Origin of the sequence: Borrelia recurrentis A1 (assembly GCF_000019705.1) — a bacterium.
GTDB lineage: Bacteria > Spirochaetota > Spirochaetia > Borreliales > Borreliaceae > Borrelia > Borrelia duttonii.
The window spans coordinates 339,133-358,122 of the sequence record NC_011244.1; the positions used below are offsets into that span (position 1 = coordinate 339,133).

Annotated in this window: 17 protein-coding genes; 4 read left to right on the forward strand and 13 right to left on the reverse strand. The window is 25.5% G+C overall.

From position 1 onward, the window contains the following. Positions 1–20 precede the first annotated feature (20 nt). The 5 genes from BRE_RS01605 to BRE_RS01625 all read right to left on the reverse strand — a co-directional run bounded on the left by BRE_RS01605 (position 21) and on the right by BRE_RS01625 (position 4,405). Positions 21–779 carry a hypothetical protein gene (locus BRE_RS01605; RefSeq protein WP_012538075.1) on the reverse strand — a complete coding sequence of 253 codons (759 nt, stop codon included), beginning with the start codon at positions 777–779 and terminating at the stop codon, positions 21–23. Between the two features lie 31 nt (positions 780–810). Further along, a complete protein-coding gene (locus BRE_RS01610) occupies positions 811–2,325 on the reverse strand; it encodes a DNA repair protein RecN (protein ID WP_232212691.1) in 1,515 nt (504 codons plus the stop codon). Between the two features lie 98 nt (positions 2,326–2,423). Then, positions 2,424–3,263: an NAD(+)/NADH kinase gene (locus BRE_RS01615; RefSeq protein WP_038366170.1), complete on the reverse strand. Its 840-nt coding sequence runs from the start codon at positions 3,261–3,263 to the stop codon at positions 2,424–2,426. Next, on the reverse strand, positions 3,256–3,783 hold the full coding sequence (locus BRE_RS01620; protein ID WP_012538816.1) for a chemotaxis protein CheW: 528 nt from the start codon (positions 3,781–3,783) through the stop codon (positions 3,256–3,258). Before BRE_RS01620 ends, BRE_RS01615 begins: the two co-directional genes overlap by 8 nt. Before the next feature lie 40 nt (positions 3,784–3,823). Beyond that, positions 3,824–4,405 carry an SAM-dependent methyltransferase gene (locus BRE_RS01625; protein ID WP_012538079.1) on the reverse strand — a complete coding sequence of 194 codons (582 nt, stop codon included), beginning with the start codon at positions 4,403–4,405 and terminating at the stop codon, positions 3,824–3,826. Between the two features lie 52 nt (positions 4,406–4,457). Between BRE_RS01625 and BRE_RS01630 the strand changes: the two genes are divergently transcribed. Next, the gene (locus BRE_RS01630) at positions 4,458–5,504 is read left to right on the forward strand and encodes a polyprenyl synthetase family protein (protein WP_012538817.1); all 1,047 of its coding nucleotides are present in this window, start codon (positions 4,458–4,460) and stop codon (positions 5,502–5,504) included. Then, on the forward strand, positions 5,501–6,169 hold the full coding sequence (locus tag BRE_RS01635) for a hypothetical protein (RefSeq protein ID WP_012538081.1): 669 nt from the start codon (positions 5,501–5,503) through the stop codon (positions 6,167–6,169). Before BRE_RS01630 ends, BRE_RS01635 begins: the two co-directional genes overlap by 4 nt. Here the strand turns inward: BRE_RS01635 and BRE_RS01640 are convergent. From BRE_RS01640 to BRE_RS01660, 5 genes are all read right to left on the reverse strand, one after another. Continuing rightward, positions 6,166–6,972: a membrane protein gene (locus tag BRE_RS01640; RefSeq protein WP_012538082.1), complete on the reverse strand. Its 807-nt coding sequence runs from the start codon at positions 6,970–6,972 to the stop codon at positions 6,166–6,168. The genes BRE_RS01635 and BRE_RS01640 overlap by 4 nt on opposite strands. Further along, positions 6,973–7,905, reverse strand: a complete 933-nt coding sequence (locus BRE_RS01645) for an ABC transporter permease (RefSeq protein ID WP_012538818.1) — start codon at positions 7,903–7,905, stop codon at positions 6,973–6,975. It abuts the gene before it with no gap. Beyond that, positions 7,902–9,359: an ATP-binding cassette domain-containing protein gene (locus BRE_RS01650; RefSeq protein WP_012538819.1), complete on the reverse strand. Its 1,458-nt coding sequence runs from the start codon at positions 9,357–9,359 to the stop codon at positions 7,902–7,904. The genes BRE_RS01645 and BRE_RS01650 overlap by 4 nt, the downstream gene beginning before the upstream one ends. Before the next feature lie 3 nt (positions 9,360–9,362). After that, positions 9,363–10,403 carry a BMP family ABC transporter substrate-binding protein gene (locus BRE_RS01655; protein WP_041177700.1) on the reverse strand — a complete coding sequence of 347 codons (1,041 nt, stop codon included), beginning with the start codon at positions 10,401–10,403 and terminating at the stop codon, positions 9,363–9,365. Positions 10,404–10,835: 432 nt separating this feature from the next. Continuing rightward, entirely contained in the window at positions 10,836–11,891 is a 1,056-nt protein-coding gene (locus BRE_RS01660; RefSeq protein WP_376984134.1) for a hypothetical protein, read from the reverse strand. 536 nt (positions 11,892–12,427) lie between these two features. On the opposite strand from BRE_RS01660, the gene BRE_RS01665 reads away from it, so the two are divergent. Together BRE_RS01665 and BRE_RS01670 are read left to right on the forward strand one after the other, a co-directional pair. Continuing rightward, the gene (locus BRE_RS01665) at positions 12,428–13,549 is read left to right on the forward strand and encodes a LysM peptidoglycan-binding domain-containing protein (RefSeq protein WP_012538820.1); all 1,122 of its coding nucleotides are present in this window, start codon (positions 12,428–12,430) and stop codon (positions 13,547–13,549) included. A gap of 93 nt (positions 13,550–13,642) precedes the next feature. Then, positions 13,643–14,005: an outer membrane protein assembly factor BamD gene (locus BRE_RS01670; RefSeq protein WP_012538088.1), complete on the forward strand. Its 363-nt coding sequence runs from the start codon at positions 13,643–13,645 to the stop codon at positions 14,003–14,005. Between the two features lie 33 nt (positions 14,006–14,038). On the opposite strand, the gene BRE_RS01675 is transcribed toward BRE_RS01670, so the two are convergent. The 3 genes from BRE_RS01675 to BRE_RS01685 form a co-directional block, all read right to left on the reverse strand. Next, a complete protein-coding gene (locus BRE_RS01675) occupies positions 14,039–15,154 on the reverse strand; it encodes a VWA domain-containing protein (RefSeq protein ID WP_012538821.1) in 1,116 nt (371 codons plus the stop codon). A 63-nt stretch (positions 15,155–15,217) separates the two neighbouring features. Then, a complete protein-coding gene (flcA, locus tag BRE_RS01680; protein WP_012538822.1) occupies positions 15,218–18,073 on the reverse strand; it encodes a periplasmic flagellar collar protein FlcA in 2,856 nt (951 codons plus the stop codon). Between the two features lie 14 nt (positions 18,074–18,087). Continuing rightward, a complete protein-coding gene (locus BRE_RS01685; protein WP_012538823.1) occupies positions 18,088–18,981 on the reverse strand; it encodes a 1-acyl-sn-glycerol-3-phosphate acyltransferase in 894 nt (297 codons plus the stop codon). Positions 18,982–18,990 lie beyond the last annotated feature (9 nt).

Genomic DNA, 18,990 nt, shown 5'->3' on the forward strand with positions numbered 1-18,990 from the left:
CCTCTCCCAATCCTTAAATTCTATTTATTTTTGCTTAAATCAGACTTAAATTTAACAGACCATACTTCATAAAATTTAGAAAATTTTTCAGCCATCTCCTTTTGAGAAGTAACTGTAGCTAAAATTTTTCCAGCCTGAATATAATTTAAAATCTGCTCTGTCAATCCATAAGCCCCATTTGCTTCATACCTTGATCTTAATAAAAATGCCCCTTCTTCTAAGAGTTCTAAAGATTTAGTTAGATGCAATAATTGAGACTTATAAAAAGGACTATCAATAACTAAATTTTTTGCTAAATTTTTAAAGTCAATAAAATTTTTTGCCAAGATAATAAACTTCAAATATATATCTTCTAAGAGAAAAATTGACTTGGAATCTCCTTTACTAAAATACATTCCCAAATCAATAAGATATCCCAATTTTCTAATAATTAAAAATCTCTCTTCAGGATTTAATTTAATAACAGATCCATTTGACACAAGCTCACTAAGAGATATGAGTAAAGAAGGGCTTACAAATAATGAAAAATCAGAAATAAAACTAAAAAGATTTGTTCGAAAATCATAATTAACCTTCAATCGAGGCCTTGTATAAAAATAATTTAAAGATAAAATATAACTTAGAACATTTAAATTTAAATTAATAAAATTAACGGTTTTATTTGAATCCACCCCAACTTTACCAGATTTTTTTACATTCTTTATTTCATCTAAAGTTTGCAAAATAAGACTATCAATAAACAAAATTTTTTGATAATTTTCATTATGCACTAAATCCATAAATACCTACACTTGCAATCAATTATTACTTTTAAAAGACTACTACATACCCAAAATTAATATTACTAATATTACCATAAAGCATTCTAACAATTCCTAAAACACTCTCATAGGCAAACAACAAAGACACCTCCTTAAGCACAAATTCTCTTTTAATACACTTTTCTTTACTAAAATATAAAAAGTTTGCAATATTAGTAAGATAAGTGACAATAAATATATGCATATTTTGCGATAAACTTTTCAAATATTTACCCAAAGTTACATTAAACTTACTCTCTATAGCATAATCAATACCATTAACTATTATATGATTATCATCAATGCTTTGAACACTCTGAATAGTCAATATTGTTTTTAAAATCTCCCCTACAGATGCAACTCTATACATTATTGATTGCACTTTTAAAGCAATATAATTAGAAATAAAAAACTTTAAATCACCTACAGTTGCCAAATTCATTTTACCTTCAAATACTGATACAAAGAATCTTACATCCCTCATATTAAATTTATGAAAAATCTCAATTACTCCCGATGCAAATTTTAAAGCAACTGTTTTTATAATATTTGAAATACTAAATGATAATTTTTGCAAATTTTCAAACAAAACATTTAATTTTTGCTCATTAGCTAATTTAAATGTTGCAATATTAAGCAACAAATTAATAATCTCACTATACTTATCTACTAACACTATAACATTTTTAAAATTTGGTCCATATTTTTTATTAAGACAAGGAAAAAAATATAAACGTTTATCTACTAATTCAAGCTCATTTTCATCACAAGCTTTTCCAAGACAAACTCCACTATAATCGTGACCAATATCCTCAAGTTCATAGTAAAAATTTTTAAAACAATTTTCAAATTCAAAATAACAAATATTTACTTTTAAAAAATACTCAGCATCACAAATCACCTTTATTATCTCTCTTAAACAACAAACATTATCATCCAAGTTTAAAACATTTCTTAAATTTAAGATTGAATTATATATAGATTTATAACTTTTAAGTTCATTTTTAATTGTTTTTTCATATTTTTCTATATTATCACCATACAATTTTTGTTTTAAAATAAAACCATAATAACTATTTAAACACCTAATATACGATTTAAACTCTAATTTATATGTTTCTAATTTAATATTTAAATTAACATAATCATTCAAAATATTAAGACAATCTAAAATATTTTTTAAAAATAAATATTCCCAATTTTGAAAACAAATTTTAAATTCCATATTAAAAATCGAATTTAATACGAAAATAGAAATTGGCTTGTCATTGACATAATAATGACCCAAAATGACATTTACAAAATCAAATATTATTGTTTTTAAATCTTTGACCAAAATTCCCCTAAAAAATAAACAACGTCTAAACTCATCACTTGCTTGAAATTTAGCAACTAAAACATCTCTACATCCTTCATTAGAAATTACATCATCTTTAATTTTGTAACCAAATAAATAATAAAATAAAGACAACAACAATATACCCCTGATATTATCAGATTCATCCTCAAATGCAAATAATCCCACATTTAGCCTCATATAAAACTTTTTAATTAAAATCAAATTTTTTATAAAAAGTTCAATCAATATATGACACATAAAATAAATTATTATAAAACCATAGTCTATAATAACTTATTTTTCAGTCTTCTAACAAAAGTATCCGTACAAAAGGATGCAAAACGTAAACTTTTATTATCAAGTTTTAACTCAAAAACAATATTAACCCCAAATGTACCAATATTAACACCATCAACAAAAATTGATGCAGAATTTAATGTATACCCTTTTTGAAACGCAAGTGACAGTTTACTTTTACTTGAAAAAATAAAAGAACGATTATAAACAGAATGCGGTGAAATGGGTGTTAAAATGAAAGCCTTAAGATCAGATTCTAAAATAGCTCCTCCCGCTGAAAAAGAATACCCAGTTGATCCTGTTGGAGTTGCAAATATTATTCCATCACTCTTATACGAAAGAAAATCTTCTGAATTAACTTTAAGATTTACATAAATCAATTTATTTAAAATACTAGAACGAATAATCACATCATTTAAAGCATATTTAGTAAATAAATTATTTCCATCTTCATAAGCACTAATACAAAGTAAATATTTTTTATGAATTACTAAAGAATTATTAAAAAACTTATCTATCACATCTTTAAAGTCTCTAGGCTTTATATCTGCCAAAAATCCTACTTTACCCAAATTGATTGAAATAATAGGAATATCAATATCATTCTTTAAAAGTAAACTACTGGCTAATAAAACAGTACCATCTCCACCCAAAGTTATTGCAAAAATCAAATTATCTTTATTTGATATATCACATAAAGATTTATTCATTCCTGCAAATAAACTTAAAACACCATACTTAAACTCCAAATATCTTTGTATCTCACAAGCAAGAACTTCAGCATCTAAATTTGAATAATTTACGTAAATTAAAACTTTACTACTCATTATTCTCCTTATATGGAATCTTTTCAAACTCACTCTTATCAAATATTCGTTCAATATCAATTAAAATTAAATATTCACTCTCAAAATTTTCTTCTTTCTCAATCTTAACAACACCAGATATATATTTTTTATCAAAAGTTTGTAAAGTTGCAGGAGGCTCTTGTATTCTTGAAACATCAAAACTAATAACTTTTAATACTTTATCTACAAATATTCCTAAAAGTTTATTTTGAATATTTACTATTAAATAACCTACTAAAAGTTTATCTTCTTCTGTTGCATAAACAGAAGGAATATTAAATCTAATATTTAAATTTATCAAAGGAATAACATTTCCTCTAAGATTATAAATACCTGTAATATAATCAGGAACATTAGGTATTGCATAAACACCTTCTAAGGGTACTTTAATTACCTCTCTAATATGCTCTATTGAAACTCCATAACTTTCTTTACCAATTTTAAAACATGCAACTTGTAAATGAGATTTTTTTTCCATAATTTTATCCTTTATAAACATACTTTAACAATCCTCAACAAAAAACAATTTAAAAATAACTCTATAATTTAGCAAAATCTTTAGCTAAAAAATAAATTTCAAAGGAATTTTTACGAACAGCTTTAGGTCTCACTTTTTTAACAACTCTAAAACAACTCTTAAGTTTATAAAAAATCTGTTCTTCCTCACCACCTTGAAAAACCTTAATTAACAAATTTCCACCTCTCATCAAACTCTCACAAGCTAACTCAAATATTCTGATATTTAGATTAAAAGAATTACTAGTATCAACTAATCTATTACCAGTAGTACTAGGAGCTGCATCGCTTACAATCAAACTATAAGGTGAAAAAATTTTGATTTTCTGATAAACCTCATCAAGATATATATTGCCCTTAATAAAATAAAAATTACTAGTAAAATTAAGATTTACATCATTAAGGTCAACTGCAACAAGCACTCCATTCTTAAGATTAGCATAAGCATATTGAGAAAAACTGCCAGGAGATGCTCCAATATCTAATATATTACCAGAAGAGAACAAAGAAAATTTTTTATCAATTTCAATCAATTTATAAACAGATCTAGCAAGATACCCCTCATTTTTAGCTTTTTGTGAATATTCATCAAAAACATTATACATATAACTCTCTTAAACACACTTAATCATCATACTTTTTATTATAATTATAATTATGCAAAATAAATCATTTTTAGATAAAATCGAAAAAAATATCAATAATATATTTTCAAAAGATTACTTTCTAAACTTATTTACAGACAAAAACCTAAAACTAACACTTAATATACAAGAGAGTACAATAAATGCAATTCAAGCACCTGTTATTGAAATAATAAATAGAGGCGGAAAAAAAATCAGACCAATGCTAATGATTTTATTGGCACATGCACTAGGATATAACAACTCAGATACTGAAAATCTATATAAACTTAGTATGTTACTTGAATTACCTCATTCTGGAAGTCTCATTATCGACGACATAGAAGATGGTGCTCTTAAGAGACGTGGCAAGCCTTCTATTCATTTAATTTATGGATTAGACAACAGCATTAATACAGCAAATCTCATTTACTTTCTACCCGCAAAACTAATACAAACTTCAAATTTAAAGACAAGTCAAAAATTAATTATTTATGAAAATTTTTTTACAACTCTATCAAATCTTCATTTAGGACAAGGAATTGATATTACATTACATAATGGAACATATATTCCAAGTATTGAAGAATATATATCTTTAGTTGAACATAAGACAAGTTCTCTTTTTGGAATGGCTGGATTTTTAGCAGGAATACTTACTAACAATGAAAATAAAGCAAAAAATCTTTACAATACATTCCTAAATATTGGAACATATTTTCAAATGATAGATGACATTAAAAATATCAAGGACGGAGTTAAGGGAAAAGATTTTGGAGATGACTTAATTGAAGGGAAAAAAAGTTTACCTATAATATACTTTTTAAGAGAAAAAAATTTTGATAATAAAATTATTCATGAACTAGCAAAAATTAAAAATCAACCTATAGATAAAGTAAAAGAAAAAATATTACAATTCAGTAATATGATCAACTCATCAAATGCAATCCAAAATTCTTCAATTCTTGCAACGTCATATCTTAATAAATTTATAGAAGAATTAAATTCATACAAACTGATTAATAAATACAAAGATATGATAATCAAGCTTGTAACAAAAATAAAAGAGGATAACCAATGAAAAAATACACAATAATACTAATTTGGTTTAATATAATTACTACTATTCATGCAACAATTTCTACAAAAGATGTCAGTATAAATAAAATAGAAGAACTTTATACAAAATCAATATTACTTAAAGAATTTAAAAAATATAATCAATCTAAAGCATTATTAATGCAAATTATCAATCAAGATCCAAAACAAGTTGATGCATATTTATTACTCTCAGAATTAGAATATCTCATGAACAATTGGTTAAAAGCAATAAAACAAACAAATAATTACCTACATATAATTGATTTCCAAGATACAAAAAATTATCTTGACATATCATGGGCATATTTTCTTATTGGAGAACTGGGAAATTCAATGGATTATATAATGCAATTTATTCAAGATAATAAAGAACTATTAAACAGTAATATATACGTATTAATTGACACTATTTTAAAAAAAGGATTTTATCATCTAATGCAAGATGAAGATTTAATGTTTAATATAATAATGAATACTATTTTTCAAATAGAAACACATGATGATACCATATTTACAATCTTTTTAAATAATTTGGATGTCATCAAACAAATTCCTTTTTATGAATTTAATAAAACTAAAATCGAAGATTTGGAATTACAGATTAAAACTTTAAAAAATCTTAAAAATGAAAATAACAACCTCTAAAATAATTTAGTTTTTCTAAAAAAAGCAGCAAATACATTAATCAATATAGCCATATAAAAAGGTAAAGAAAGTGCAAAATAAGAATTAACATAATCTTGAAGATTAAAAAATTTGTATTCAATAAACACCATAAAAAATGAACTTGGCAAAATAAGCCAGGGATTTGCAAATGCAATATACAATATACAAATAGCAAGCCAACCATTATTCAATCCCAAATCATAAGAATAAACATTAAAATTTATAGCAAGCAATGAACCCGCAACACTTGCCGATATTACAGAAACAAAAATAGCAAAAGACTTAAAATAATTACTAGTCTGTTCACCTAATACATTTTCATAATCATTTGAACGAATAAATTCAAATACTACCCTAACTTTTGAATAATTTATTACATAAATACTAAAACTTAAAAAAGTAAAAAAAAATATAACAAAAAAAATAATGGCAATATTATTGGAAATATTTAAACTAAATCCTGGAATAAAATTGAAATTAGCTCTCATTAAAATTCTAACCAAGAAATTACACAATATATTAATTCCTATACCCGTTATAAAAATATTATAACCATTTATTGCAATAAAAGATAAAAAACAACCAAAAAGTAAACTAATACAAATTGTCATAATCACTGAAATAAATATTCCATAGCCCCAATATATAAAAAGAGAAGTCAAAAAAACAGACAAAAAAGAAATTCCCTCTATAGATATATTTAAAAGCCCTACTCTCTCAGTATAAAGAATACCAAGAGCTAAATATGCAAATATTATAGAATGCAAAAAAATACTAAACACCTACTTTTTACCCGTATTAATAAAAAACAATGCAATGAAAACAGAAATGGCCTGATATAAACCAATAAATTCATACTTAAATGAATAATTTATTTTAAGATAATTATTAAATTCGTTCAACATTGCAAAAAACAAACTAAAACATAACACATAAATATAATTAAACCCCGAAACCACAGCAACAACAAAGCCATTCCAACCAAGTCCAGAAGTTAAACTTAAAAACAAATAATTCTTAAAAAAAATTACAAATATTGCACCTACAAGACCATTTAAAAAAGCACTGGTAAACACTGTACAAAACTTATATTTAAATTCATTAATACTAAAAAATTTACTTAATGTTTTTCGATCACTCAATATTTCAAGTTTTAATCCCAAAATAGTTCTTTTATGAATAAATACATAACATCCCCAAATTAACAGACTAAATACAAGCAAATATGGCAAAGCAACATCACGAGCAAATATTTTATTAATACTTTTAGTTTGACTTAAAAGTTCATTTGAACTTAAAAGCTTTGATATAAACCCATCTACCAACCTTTGATTTCCATAAGACATCAAAAGACCAGTAAGCATACCATTTACTCCACAAAAAAATGTTAATAAAAAAGGAATTATACCTAGAAGTCCAACTAATAATGAACTTAAAAACATTATTAATATAAAATTAAAGTATGTAAGCCCACAAAAATCACAAAACACATAAGACAAAAACGCTCCAAAATAAACCTGACCCTCATCACCAAGAGTTAAACTATTACTCTTAGCACAAGTTGAAATTCCTGTTGCAACTAACAATAACAACATAAAATTCCATAAAATTACTTTTATGTAAGAAAAACTAAAAAATCCATCAAAAAAATAACTAATACATAACGCACTAAAAGAAAACATAAATAAAATATATTCTTTTCTAAATGTATTCATACAAATAACATTTCCTTTAAGGTTGACTTATCGACATATTCTCTTTTTAATCTCAACACGACCTCCCCTGTTTTTATTGCCAAAATATCATCAGATAAAAACAACAATTCATCCAAATTAGGGGTAATTAAAAGTACGGGCTTCTCATTAGAAAAATTACGAATAAAATTAGATGTTTCAATATATGCCCTATAATCTAGATTGCTAAGAGGTGAAAAACAAATTAAAAAGCTTTTTGTAATATATTTTTCTCTAAAAAGAGCAAGCTTTTTTAAAGTTCCACCAGAGAATGCCACAGATTTAGAATAAAAAGTCTTTAATATCTTACTATCACAATATTCCATATCATTTTTAAAAAATTTTTTAAGCTTATTAATGGTAGATTTTTTAATAAAAATTTCATTTTCAAAACTCATTATTTTAGATAAAAAACTATCCAATATAGTGATATTATCAGGAAATAAATTACCAATTCCTAAAGGCAAAAAACCTGCCTTAAGCTCATTAAAATCAACATTTTCATATCGATGTCCATTCATTTTAATACATCCTACAAATGGTATTTTTCCTAAGAATAACTTTTCCCAAGTTTTTATTGCTGCCTCTTCTGCAACAATGCCCAAAATACCTCTCTTTTTCAAAGAAAAATTAATATCATATTTCCAAAAATCTTCAAAAAATAAACTAAATTTTATAAATTCTTCATTTTGTTCACCACGTTTAGAATTTACAGCAATAAATTTACCAGAAGGTATTTCAAGTTTATTAAGTATAATTTCTTTATTTGTTGTTCTAAAACATTTTCCTTCTTGTAAAATAATAAATTCATCACTAAATTTTATGGCATCGCTAATTTCTCTATGTGTAATAAAAAGCGAAGTAATACCTATCTTTCTAAGATCTTGAAGTAATTTAATAAATTCTTTTGCCTCTTTTTGAGAAAAATAAGCAACACTCTCATCAAAAATAATAATCTTTGCATTTTTTTTAAGGGAAGACATAATAAGCAAAAAATATATTTCTTTAATATTTAAATCTTGTATCCTTGTTTCTAAATCAAAAATAATATTATAAAATTGTTTAAGCCATTTATAATACCTATAAGTTGCAGATCTATTCATTGGCATAAAAAACTTAGAATCAAACCAATAAATACTAAGATATTCCCAAACTTTTAAATTCATATCAAGCTTTGGAATCTGTGATACAATATAAATACCATTATTTTTTGCTACATCTACATTCCAATTTTTTTGTTTAATATTATTAACAAAAACCTCACCACTATCAAAACGAACAAGCCCAGCTATAATTTTTGATAAGGTACTCTTACCTTCTCCATTTCGCCCAATAACAGTTAAAATTTTAGATTCCTCAATTCTTAAATTGACACTATTTAGGATAGGTCTCTCAATATCTGGAAAATATTTTACTATATTTTTAAACTCTACCATAAATTATTCTAAATTTATTTTGATTTCAGTATCATTCATCTCTCTCATTTTTTCCTCAAGCTTTTCTTTAAGATCCAAACCTATACTCTCTAGATAAAATTTATTTAACAAATTAAATGAAACCCCCTTATCTTTAAATCCAAGCACCCTATAAGTTCCATACTGAATCTCATCCTTAATAGCTTTACTTAAGACCTCTTCCAAGAATAATCTTTGATTTGTAATACCCGATCCAATAATATTCTCTTTATTATCCAAATAATCCTCACCATCAAAAAGAACAACAAAAACACCATGCTTACGAACTGCTGATAGAACACCCTTAATAGCTGCCCCTACAATCGGAAGAATGACAGATACTTTTGAATCCAAAATCAAAGATTCGGTCAAAACTTTGACTCTATTACTATCATGCCAATTTCCTAAAGTCCTAAAAAAAACCTCTGAATCTAAAACCTCTTTAATACCATTTTTAAAATAAGGAAAAATATAATTATTCATAACAGGATACTCTTGTCCAGCAATCAAAGCAACATTCTGATTTGCTAAATTTGAATCTTTTAAAAATAAACCAACATAATAACCCAACAAATAAGCTTCTTCGGCAACGTTATAAGAAAGAGAATATACTTGGGGATTAGTATTTTTAACTAAAGAATCAAAAAGCAAAAATTTAGTATAAGGATAATTCCTGGAAACTTTATCTATAATGCCTTGCATGACATTATTTGTTGTTATTAAAAAATCATAATTTTTGGAATTTAATAATTTCTCGAGTAATTCTATCCATTCATGCTGATTAAATCCAGATTCAAATAATTCAATATCAATATCACTTCTACTATTTTGAAATTCAATTAAACAATCATACATTGCCTTATAAGAAGGCGAACCAGTAATACTGCCAGGAATAAATAAAGCAATTTTTCTATTAGATGAAAATTTAAGCCCTCTAGCCTTAAAAAAATTAATATAAACAAATAAAAACAAACAAATTAATGAAATAACAATCCAAAAAATTCTAAAAAAAAAAGATTTACTCACAAATACAAAACACCTTTTTCTCATAAAATACAACTAATTTTGACACTATGAGAACAAAACGGCATAAAATCAAAACCCTAAAACCTACCAATATACCAATTACTTTCATAAAAAGTTTCTTTGTAAAAAGATATCATAAAATTCGCTATTACGTCCAATCTTAAGCAAATTTTGCTTTAATTTGATTAAAATATCAATTTAAAAAAAAACAAAATCTTAAATAATTAAAGAGAAATTCAATTTTATAAACTCTCAAGAAATAAATTTTTAAAATTAAAATATCTCCCTCAAACATTTAGTATTCAAATTCATTATAAAATACTTTACTAAAAAAATTTATCTTTCAATCAAATAAAAAACTATATTTATAGTTTCTAAATTATAACAAATTTCACTGCCAATTCATTAGTTTAACAAAAGCATTTCTTAATATCAAAATTCTCTAGGTGTTAATAAATAAAATTCATTAACACTTAAATTACTAGGAAGATCACCATTTGTACGAACTAAATACATTTTAAAGGAATGAATTGTTTTAAAAAATTTTTTTGCCAAAGATGACCTATTTTGTTTATAATTTTCAAAAAATTTTAAAACAGATCCATAAATGATCACTTTATCAAACATATCAGAAGTATGATTAACAATATCCTCTATAAAAAAGAAAACATTGGCTAAATAAACAAAATTCTTAAAAAGAATACCTACTCTTCCTCTTAAATAATTAACATCATTTATCATATCAACCCTATTTCCTAAAGTATAATTTTTATCCTCTAAACTCCACTTAGAATATATAACGTTAAATTTAGGATCCCTTACTAAATAATCGTACACGAAATCAAACCTAAAGCTATCCTCAACATACTTTGAAAATACATAAGCTGAATGCTTATTATTTAGAGAAATAAAGTTTTTGCGAGACATTTCTTTTAAGTTTTGAATCACATTTTGTGGCACAGCATCATCGGTTTTATATAAAAAAGAATTATTATTCCAAAGTAAAATACTAGTATTTGTCGAAATCCAATATGTATCTTTATTATAATGATTAAGAATACCATCAAACACACTGACAAAATAATTATTAAAATATTCACAATTTACATAAAATTTAGCTGGAGCATCTGTTTTAAAAAAATAATTATTAATATCTACAGAAAATGAAGAACCCTGAACAATTTTATAAATTGTCACATCTAAACTTCCCTTAAATAAATATATTTTTGCATCTTGCATATCTTTAAGAGAAGAATAACAAATAAGACTATAAGTATTAGAATGCAAAGTCAAATCTGATTCAATACCATTAATCCCATATAAGCTTATTTTAAGTTTAGAATTACTGCCCACATCAATAAAATCATATTCAAAAATTTCATCTCCTAAATTTAACTTAACATAAACAGCATTTCGTATAACATTAATTTGTCCTTCCATTTCCTTAATAGATGCTACTTGAGAAAACAATATTACTTGGGATGACAAAAATAAAAGGATAATAATATATAATTTCAAAACCAAATTTTCCTTTTCAATAATATTACAATGTTAATTATATCTTTTTTAAAGAGATTTATTAACTTTAATAAAAACGAAAAATACGTTATACTTCTTTAACACAGCATAAAAAAATAATATTTTATGTTAAGCCTGTTCTTTTCAAGAATCTAAGGCGTGAGAAAAGTTACACAATGTGTAGCCAATTTTATGTCAAAAGGATGTACTTATGATTAAAAAATCCAAATTATTATTTTTAATATTATCTATGCTTACTCTTGTCCTAATTTCATGCCAAACTGCACCTCAAGAAGAAAGATGTGGAGAACCAGTGATTTTTAAGGCAGATTAAAGGCAAGAATTAAAATATTGATGTAATAAAAATAGAACGTAATATGAAACAAAAAAATTGTATAATATCAAATTGTGTAATAATATACTACTTAGAAGCTTTATAAGAAGTGATATGTAAAAAGTAAAGTTCTTAATTTATGTAATCAATATCACATAAGAAGGATGTATTTATGATAAAAAAAAGCAAGTTATTATTTTTAATGTTATTTGTTTTTGCTATTTCTCTAATTTCATGCAATAGCACACCAGAGGATCAACAAAATGACAACTCCAAAATCTCAATTAAAGAAACTGGAGATATCAAAAGAGACATTGAAGAAATGAAAAATGGAGTCATCAGAGAAAGGGGTAATCTCTTTTATTCTAAAGAATTCAATGAAGCTGAAAAGCTTGAAAAAGAAATGAATAGTAAATTTTCAAAAGGAATAATCCAGGAAGGCAATGAACTTGCCATAAAAGTACTGGAACGATATAGAAATATCGTAAGAGACACAATAGAAAAAAAAGAAAAAATAAATTATTTAAAAGAAAATATTGAAAAATATTTAAATGACGCCGAAGTTAATGAAGCATACATATGGATTCCATTAGAAATCGATGAAGTAAACAATTTATATTTTGAGGCAACAAGAAAATACAAAATATATGATATCGAAAGTGCTCTTGGAATGTATAGCAAAGCATTTACTAAAGCACAACAAACGGCTAAAAAAGCAAAGGAAGCAAGAGCTCTTAAAGAAACAGAAGAAAGAATGTACAAACAATTAAAAGCACTAGAAGCTGCTTCTAATCTTCCTATTTATAGCAACAATAAGCTTATTAAGCCATCACCATGGAATGGAAGAAGTTTAATTCAAGATAAAGGTGAAAGAGTAAATCTATTGAATTTACAAGATAACACTTACTTACTTGGACAAATAGACGCAATAGTGCTCCCTTATGAAGAGAAAGTAGAAGAAGTAAAAAATACAGAAGCAAATAAATTCAAAACACTTCAACTCATTGAAAAAGCCAGACAACTATGGGAACAAGGACTTAAAGCCAAAAATCTCAATAATCTCAGACTAGCAAACGAACTATTCTTAGATTCTGCAAGATACTTAAAAGCTTATCAAAGTCATTCAAGTAAAGAACTCTACATAATCAAAATTGGAAATACATTATGGGGAATTTCTAAAAAATTATATAATGACCCTTATTTATGGCCAAAAATCTGGTTTGCTAACAGACAAAAAATTCAAAATCCAGATCTCATACTTGAAAATTGGAAAATAATAATTCCTTCTAAATAAAATATAAAGAAGAAAACAAACATAAACTTGTTTTCTTCTTTTATATCTAATAAAATTAAATTAAATATTTTCTATAGAACAAGAGTATAACAAATGAATAAATTAATACTGCCATTAACTATTTTATTAGTCTCCTGCTACACAATAGCTCATCTAGATGACCAACTTACAGAAAAAACCTCTCACAGAATTTATTTAAAAGAAGCTCAAAAAGCAAAAAATATTAATGACTATCAAACTGCTTTAAAAATATATGAAAAAATGATTCAAAATTACAAAGAAAACAAAGAAATTGTTGCCACCGGAAAGTATGAAATTGCATTCATATATTATGTTAATAATAAAAAAGAAACAGCAAAAAAGCTCTTTGAAGAATTGATACAATCTAACATTGAAACACCTAAGTGGGTTATCCCACTATCTCAAAAAATATTACAAAAGATCAAAACCCAATAAAAAATAAAACAACTTCAAATTAAAAAAAATTCACTACTTAAGTAATATACCATAAATTGTAATATCCTTCTCCTTAGCTGCTCTAATAACATCTTCATAAACTATAGGACCTCTAGGATACTCATGAGGAGGAGCATTGCCAAGTACAATAATAAATCTATTATCTGATTTCCAATCAAATTGAGTAACAGCAGCATTAACTCCTTCAAATACCGCTTCAGGATAATCTCCTCCACCCCCAACATTAATACTTTCAAGAATATTATGTAAATATTTTTTACTATTAAAATCAAAAGATCGTGTTAAAAAATCTTCAAGATAGTCCTTATAAAACACAAAACCTATTCTATAAGACTTAAACTGATTCAATTGAGGTTCTACCATGTCAAGAAGGTGTTCTCGTAAAATTTCAATATGATTTTTCATACTATCAGTAACATCAATAACAAAAACTAGATCTAAATCAACAAGTGGATCTTCTGATTTTTCTAAAATATCTTTTATTTTATCAACAATATCAAGTCCCTTATTTGCAGTAACAACATCATCAGCAAATCTAGAAAATCCCTCTTCTAAAACACTATTTTCAACTATATTTTCTCGTTGCGTATCCCCAAAAAACAATTCATAAGCATTATCTTTATATTGACCTAAATAATCATTATATTTTTTTTCAAAAGTTCTAATTGAAAACCAAAAAGGTTCCTTATTTCTTTTTAAAATTTCCAAATCGATATCTCCACTTCTTGTTGAAAAATTTGGAAATCCATACCTCAATTTTTTAGGTATTAAAATATGAAAAGCTTCTCCAAATCTTTTATTTTGCACAGGAGTAGAAGATGTTAAAGATAAAAGACTTCTATTTTGAATAACTCGACCATTTAAAATTCTAATTTCATCACCATTAATATTATTATATTCTAATGTTCTAAATGAATAAGTAGAAGCATCTTTATTTTTATCTGGAATTTCAAAAGATTCGGTTAAAATAACTGATTTAATATTTGGTTTTTTTCTAATAAAAAGATGAAATCCATCATCATGAGCTTCAACATAAACATCATCAATATTAATACTCAAGTGATCATGCGATTCAGAAAACAAATTAAATACAATAAACAAGAAAATAATAAAGCAAGCTTTTCTCATATAAACCCTTACACATTAATCGGACAATTCTACAATGTCCTTAAGCTGATAAATTATAAAGATCTAAAGATTATCAGCTAAATTATCATAAAATAAAATCTTTAAACCTGTAAAATCATTTTTAAATACGCTTCTAAGATTTAAACTAGCAAGATCTCTTTTAACATTTTTCATCATATCCTCATCACGATTTAAGAGATCAAATATTCTAGAAGATTCTGTTAAATTTGCAATTCCTGAATCAAAAAGATCATGATCTATAATAACACCAGACTTAATCTTATTGCCAAGAGATGCTATTATCTCAACAACTCCAAGATTATTATAAACTTCAATTTCTCTTAGCAACAAAGCTTTATGATGATCATTTCCTTTAGGTCTCAAACTTACAATACTGGATTTCTCTGATTCCAAATTTTGCAATACTCTTAAATAATAACTCCTCGAAGCTTCAAAATCACCCATTTTATAAAGAACAGATGCTATTGAATTTAAAACTTTATTACTATTTGCAAATCCAGACATATTTTCAACTTTGAATAGCGAAGTTAATGCATCCTTATAATTATTTTCCTTATAACTAAGTAATGCTAATTTATAGTAAACATCTGGTGAATTAACCCCTTCATTTATTGCCATTTTATAAGAAGATATGGCTGATTGAAAACCATTTAAAGTTTTAAATATATCTCCTTGCTTTTCATAAATTAAAGCAAGTTCTCTCGAACCTTTAATAAGGCCATTTCTTTTATAAAAATCATATTCATTTAAAGCCAAACTGACAATATTACTTGCTTTAAGTGTATCATTTCCCTTCTCATAAATATCTGATAAAATCCTATAAGCAATAATCTTTTCACTAGCATTATTAATTGAATCTTCTTGTCTAAAACCGTTTATAGCCGTTAATAAATATCCTTCTGACTTTTTCAAATCTCCCATATAATAAAAATATCTACCACTTTCAAATAATGCCTTATTATAATCAGGATTTTTTAATAAAATTCTCCTAAGAATATATTCAATCTCCGAATTAAGATTAACATCATTTAAAATATCAGAAACACTCTTGCCACTATTTATTTTAAAATTAGAAAACTCTTTATTAAGTAAATTCATTTGAGCATTTAAATATTTTAAATTTCTAGAAAGAGCATTTATTCGCTTATTATAAACTGTAAATTCTACATATTTATCTATCAATTTCTTAACATACTTAGTATAAACTACCTCATCAATATCTAATTCCTGATTTGTTTTAATAAAAGCATTTACATTGTCAGCTTCTCTCTCAGCACCAGCTTCAATATAAGCATCAAAAAGCTTAAATAAAACTTCCTTCTTATGATATCCATACTTTGAAAGTAAAATGGTATAATCATTTATACTATTTCTATAATACATAGGATCCACTTGAGCCCACTGAAAATAATTCTCACCCTTAGCCATTAATGCCTCATAATCATAAATATCGTAAGATATAACCTCATCCAAAATCGAATTAGCATCAGAATATTCACCAAGCCTCATCTTCATAAAAGCATAAGATATATACCCATCTTTATCAAAAATTTTTCGTCTTCTCTTAGAAGCACCCTCAGAAAATGGGTCAACAGTAAACAATTCTTCATATTTTTCCTCAGCACTATCAAAATCCTTTATACTCTCAAAAGCCTTAGCATAAGTTAAAAACCACTTTCTATTAGGACGCATATAATATGCATCCTTAAAAGTAGCTTTAGCAAGTTCTCTTTTATTTTCATATATATATGAAATTCCTTCTTTATATTTTTTATCAGATGCAATATAAAAAAACATAATATCTACTAAAAAATAAAACGACAAAAAGGTTAATACAATAAAAAAAGAGGCAATTTTTAATATTGGTGTTAAGGCTTTAGAAAGTCTATAACTAAATTGCTTCTCCAGTTTGCTAAATTCTTCTGCCTTATAATACATAATGGGCAATTTAACAGATCTGCCAATAATATCTCCAACAAATTTAGCAATAAAATTGAGCCCTTTTTTATTTTGTTCAACAAGATCAACTAATGCCTCAATTTTATATTTAGAAACATTTTCTAACATTAATGCTTCGGCAATAGCAATTCTCAAATTTCTAGGATAAGAATCTAAATGTTTAAAAAATAAAGAATAATTAACTTTAAAATCAGAATCCTCAAAAATTTTGTTCTCTTGATCCTTTAAAGATTGAAAATCACCTGTAAGATTAGACCAATCTTTCTCCTCTTTAGTATTAGGATCTAAAGAATCATCACTAGAATCAAACTTATTAGAAGAAATTTCATCATCTGCTTCCTTGATTTTACTAATCATATACTCAAGATCAAAATCATCATTATTATAATCTTGAGATTCCTGAGTAGAACTATCATCATTTTCAAAAGGATTTTCAAAATCAGAAGAATTTGAATTTAAACTATTCTCTACATTTGAATTTTGAACATTATCATCATCATCAACATTATTACCAGAATTATCTAAATTCAAATTAATAGCATCATCTAAACTTACAGAATTATCATCAAGAACTTTATCTAAAGTTTCCTCAAAATGTGAACCTAAAACATCAAAATCCTCATTTAAATTATCAAATTCAGAATCAATTTCTACATTCTCAGAATTTTTTAAAAGATTAATATCATTTTCACTAGCTTCACTCTTTTGTCCTTCCTCATTATCAAGAACACCAAGAATAGCATCTAAATCTGGTCCTTCATCATGTTCTTCATCAAAATCAACAACTTCTTCTTGTTCTTCCCAAGGAAGAATAGACTCACCATCCTTTGGAGGGTCAATATCCATTTTAATGCCAAAACTATCTTTTCTAGCCTTCTCATCAGCAATATTATCTATTATTTCCTTCTTAAACTTATTTATTTTTTCTATATCAGGCATATTACAATAAAATCCTAAATTAAATCATTATATATTTTAGCTCCATCCTTATGAAGAATCTCAAAACGTTTTTCTAAATCATCAGCAATCTTGGAACCTAAAATTTCTTTTGTTGGTTCTAAACCTTCTTTTTTCAATTTTTCTAAAATCAAAGTTTTATATTCAACTATATCCAACACTTCGGTTATATTATATACAAGAACATCTTCTCTAAAAATATCACACGACATATCATCATTTGATGAAACTTCAAGAATATTGCCATTAATACCAACCATTATGAAATAATCAAAAATTTTAAAATAATTTGAAATTTCTGAAATTATCTTTTTAGTCTCAGGTTTACCTTTTCTATATCTTGTAGCTGTTGGGAAAATAAGAATTATATAACCACTATTCTTTTTATCTGCAACATATCTCATAGAATTAGCATTAAAAACTCGTCTCTCCCTCATAGTTTTACTATCAACATCAACAAATGCATGTGGAGGATAGATGAATATTACATTATAGCCCAAACTTAAACTTTTAATTAATAAATTATCTTTAAAAAGTTTAACACCAGCTATAGGAACAACATATTCTGAAATTTCCTTACAATTCATTTTTTCAAGCAAAAATTGAAAACAAGGAAAATCGAAATTACTATAATGTTCCATTAATATAATTGAAGACTTACCGGATTTGGACTTTTCATAAAGTTTTAAAATATTTTGAATACCAACAATAGTAGAATTACTCTTAAGTAATCTTTCTATCATCGTATCAATCAACTTTCTACTAACAGAATCAGCCTCATGATACGAACTATTTAAACAATTTATATTTTCAATATCTTTAAACCTACTAAAGAATTCGTTCTCAATACCTTTAAAATACTTATTAAAACTTTTATTCCGTATAAACATAAAACTTCA

Excerpts from the sequence above, each read along its gene's own strand:
- BRE_RS01615 (WP_038366170.1), bottom strand. The coding sequence starts at position 3,263 with ATGAGTAGTAAAGTTTTAATTTACGTAAATTATTCAAATTTAGATGCT.
- BRE_RS01665 (WP_012538820.1), top strand. The coding sequence starts at position 12,428 with ATGATAAAAAAAAGCAAGTTATTATTTTTAATGTTATTTGTTTTTGCT.
- BRE_RS01620 (WP_012538816.1), bottom strand. The coding sequence starts at position 3,783 with ATGTTTATAAAGGATAAAATTATGGAAAAAAAATCTCATTTACAAGTT.
- BRE_RS01670 (WP_012538088.1), top strand. The coding sequence starts at position 13,643 with ATGAATAAATTAATACTGCCATTAACTATTTTATTAGTCTCCTGCTAC.
- BRE_RS01650 (WP_012538819.1), bottom strand. The coding sequence starts at position 9,359 with ATGGTAGAGTTTAAAAATATAGTAAAATATTTTCCAGATATTGAGAGA.
- BRE_RS01630 (WP_012538817.1), top strand. The coding sequence starts at position 4,458 with ATGCAAAATAAATCATTTTTAGATAAAATCGAAAAAAATATCAATAAT.
- BRE_RS01635 (WP_012538081.1), top strand. The coding sequence starts at position 5,501 with ATGAAAAAATACACAATAATACTAATTTGGTTTAATATAATTACTACT.
- BRE_RS01605 (WP_012538075.1), bottom strand. The coding sequence starts at position 779 with ATGGATTTAGTGCATAATGAAAATTATCAAAAAATTTTGTTTATTGAT.
- BRE_RS01625 (WP_012538079.1), bottom strand. The coding sequence starts at position 4,405 with ATGTATAATGTTTTTGATGAATATTCACAAAAAGCTAAAAATGAGGGG.
- BRE_RS01675 (WP_012538821.1), bottom strand. The coding sequence starts at position 15,154 with ATGAGAAAAGCTTGCTTTATTATTTTCTTGTTTATTGTATTTAATTTG.
- BRE_RS01685 (WP_012538823.1), bottom strand. The coding sequence starts at position 18,981 with ATGTTTATACGGAATAAAAGTTTTAATAAGTATTTTAAAGGTATTGAG.
- flcA (WP_012538822.1), bottom strand. The coding sequence starts at position 18,073 with ATGCCTGATATAGAAAAAATAAATAAGTTTAAGAAGGAAATAATAGAT.
- BRE_RS01645 (WP_012538818.1), bottom strand. The coding sequence starts at position 7,905 with ATGAATACATTTAGAAAAGAATATATTTTATTTATGTTTTCTTTTAGT.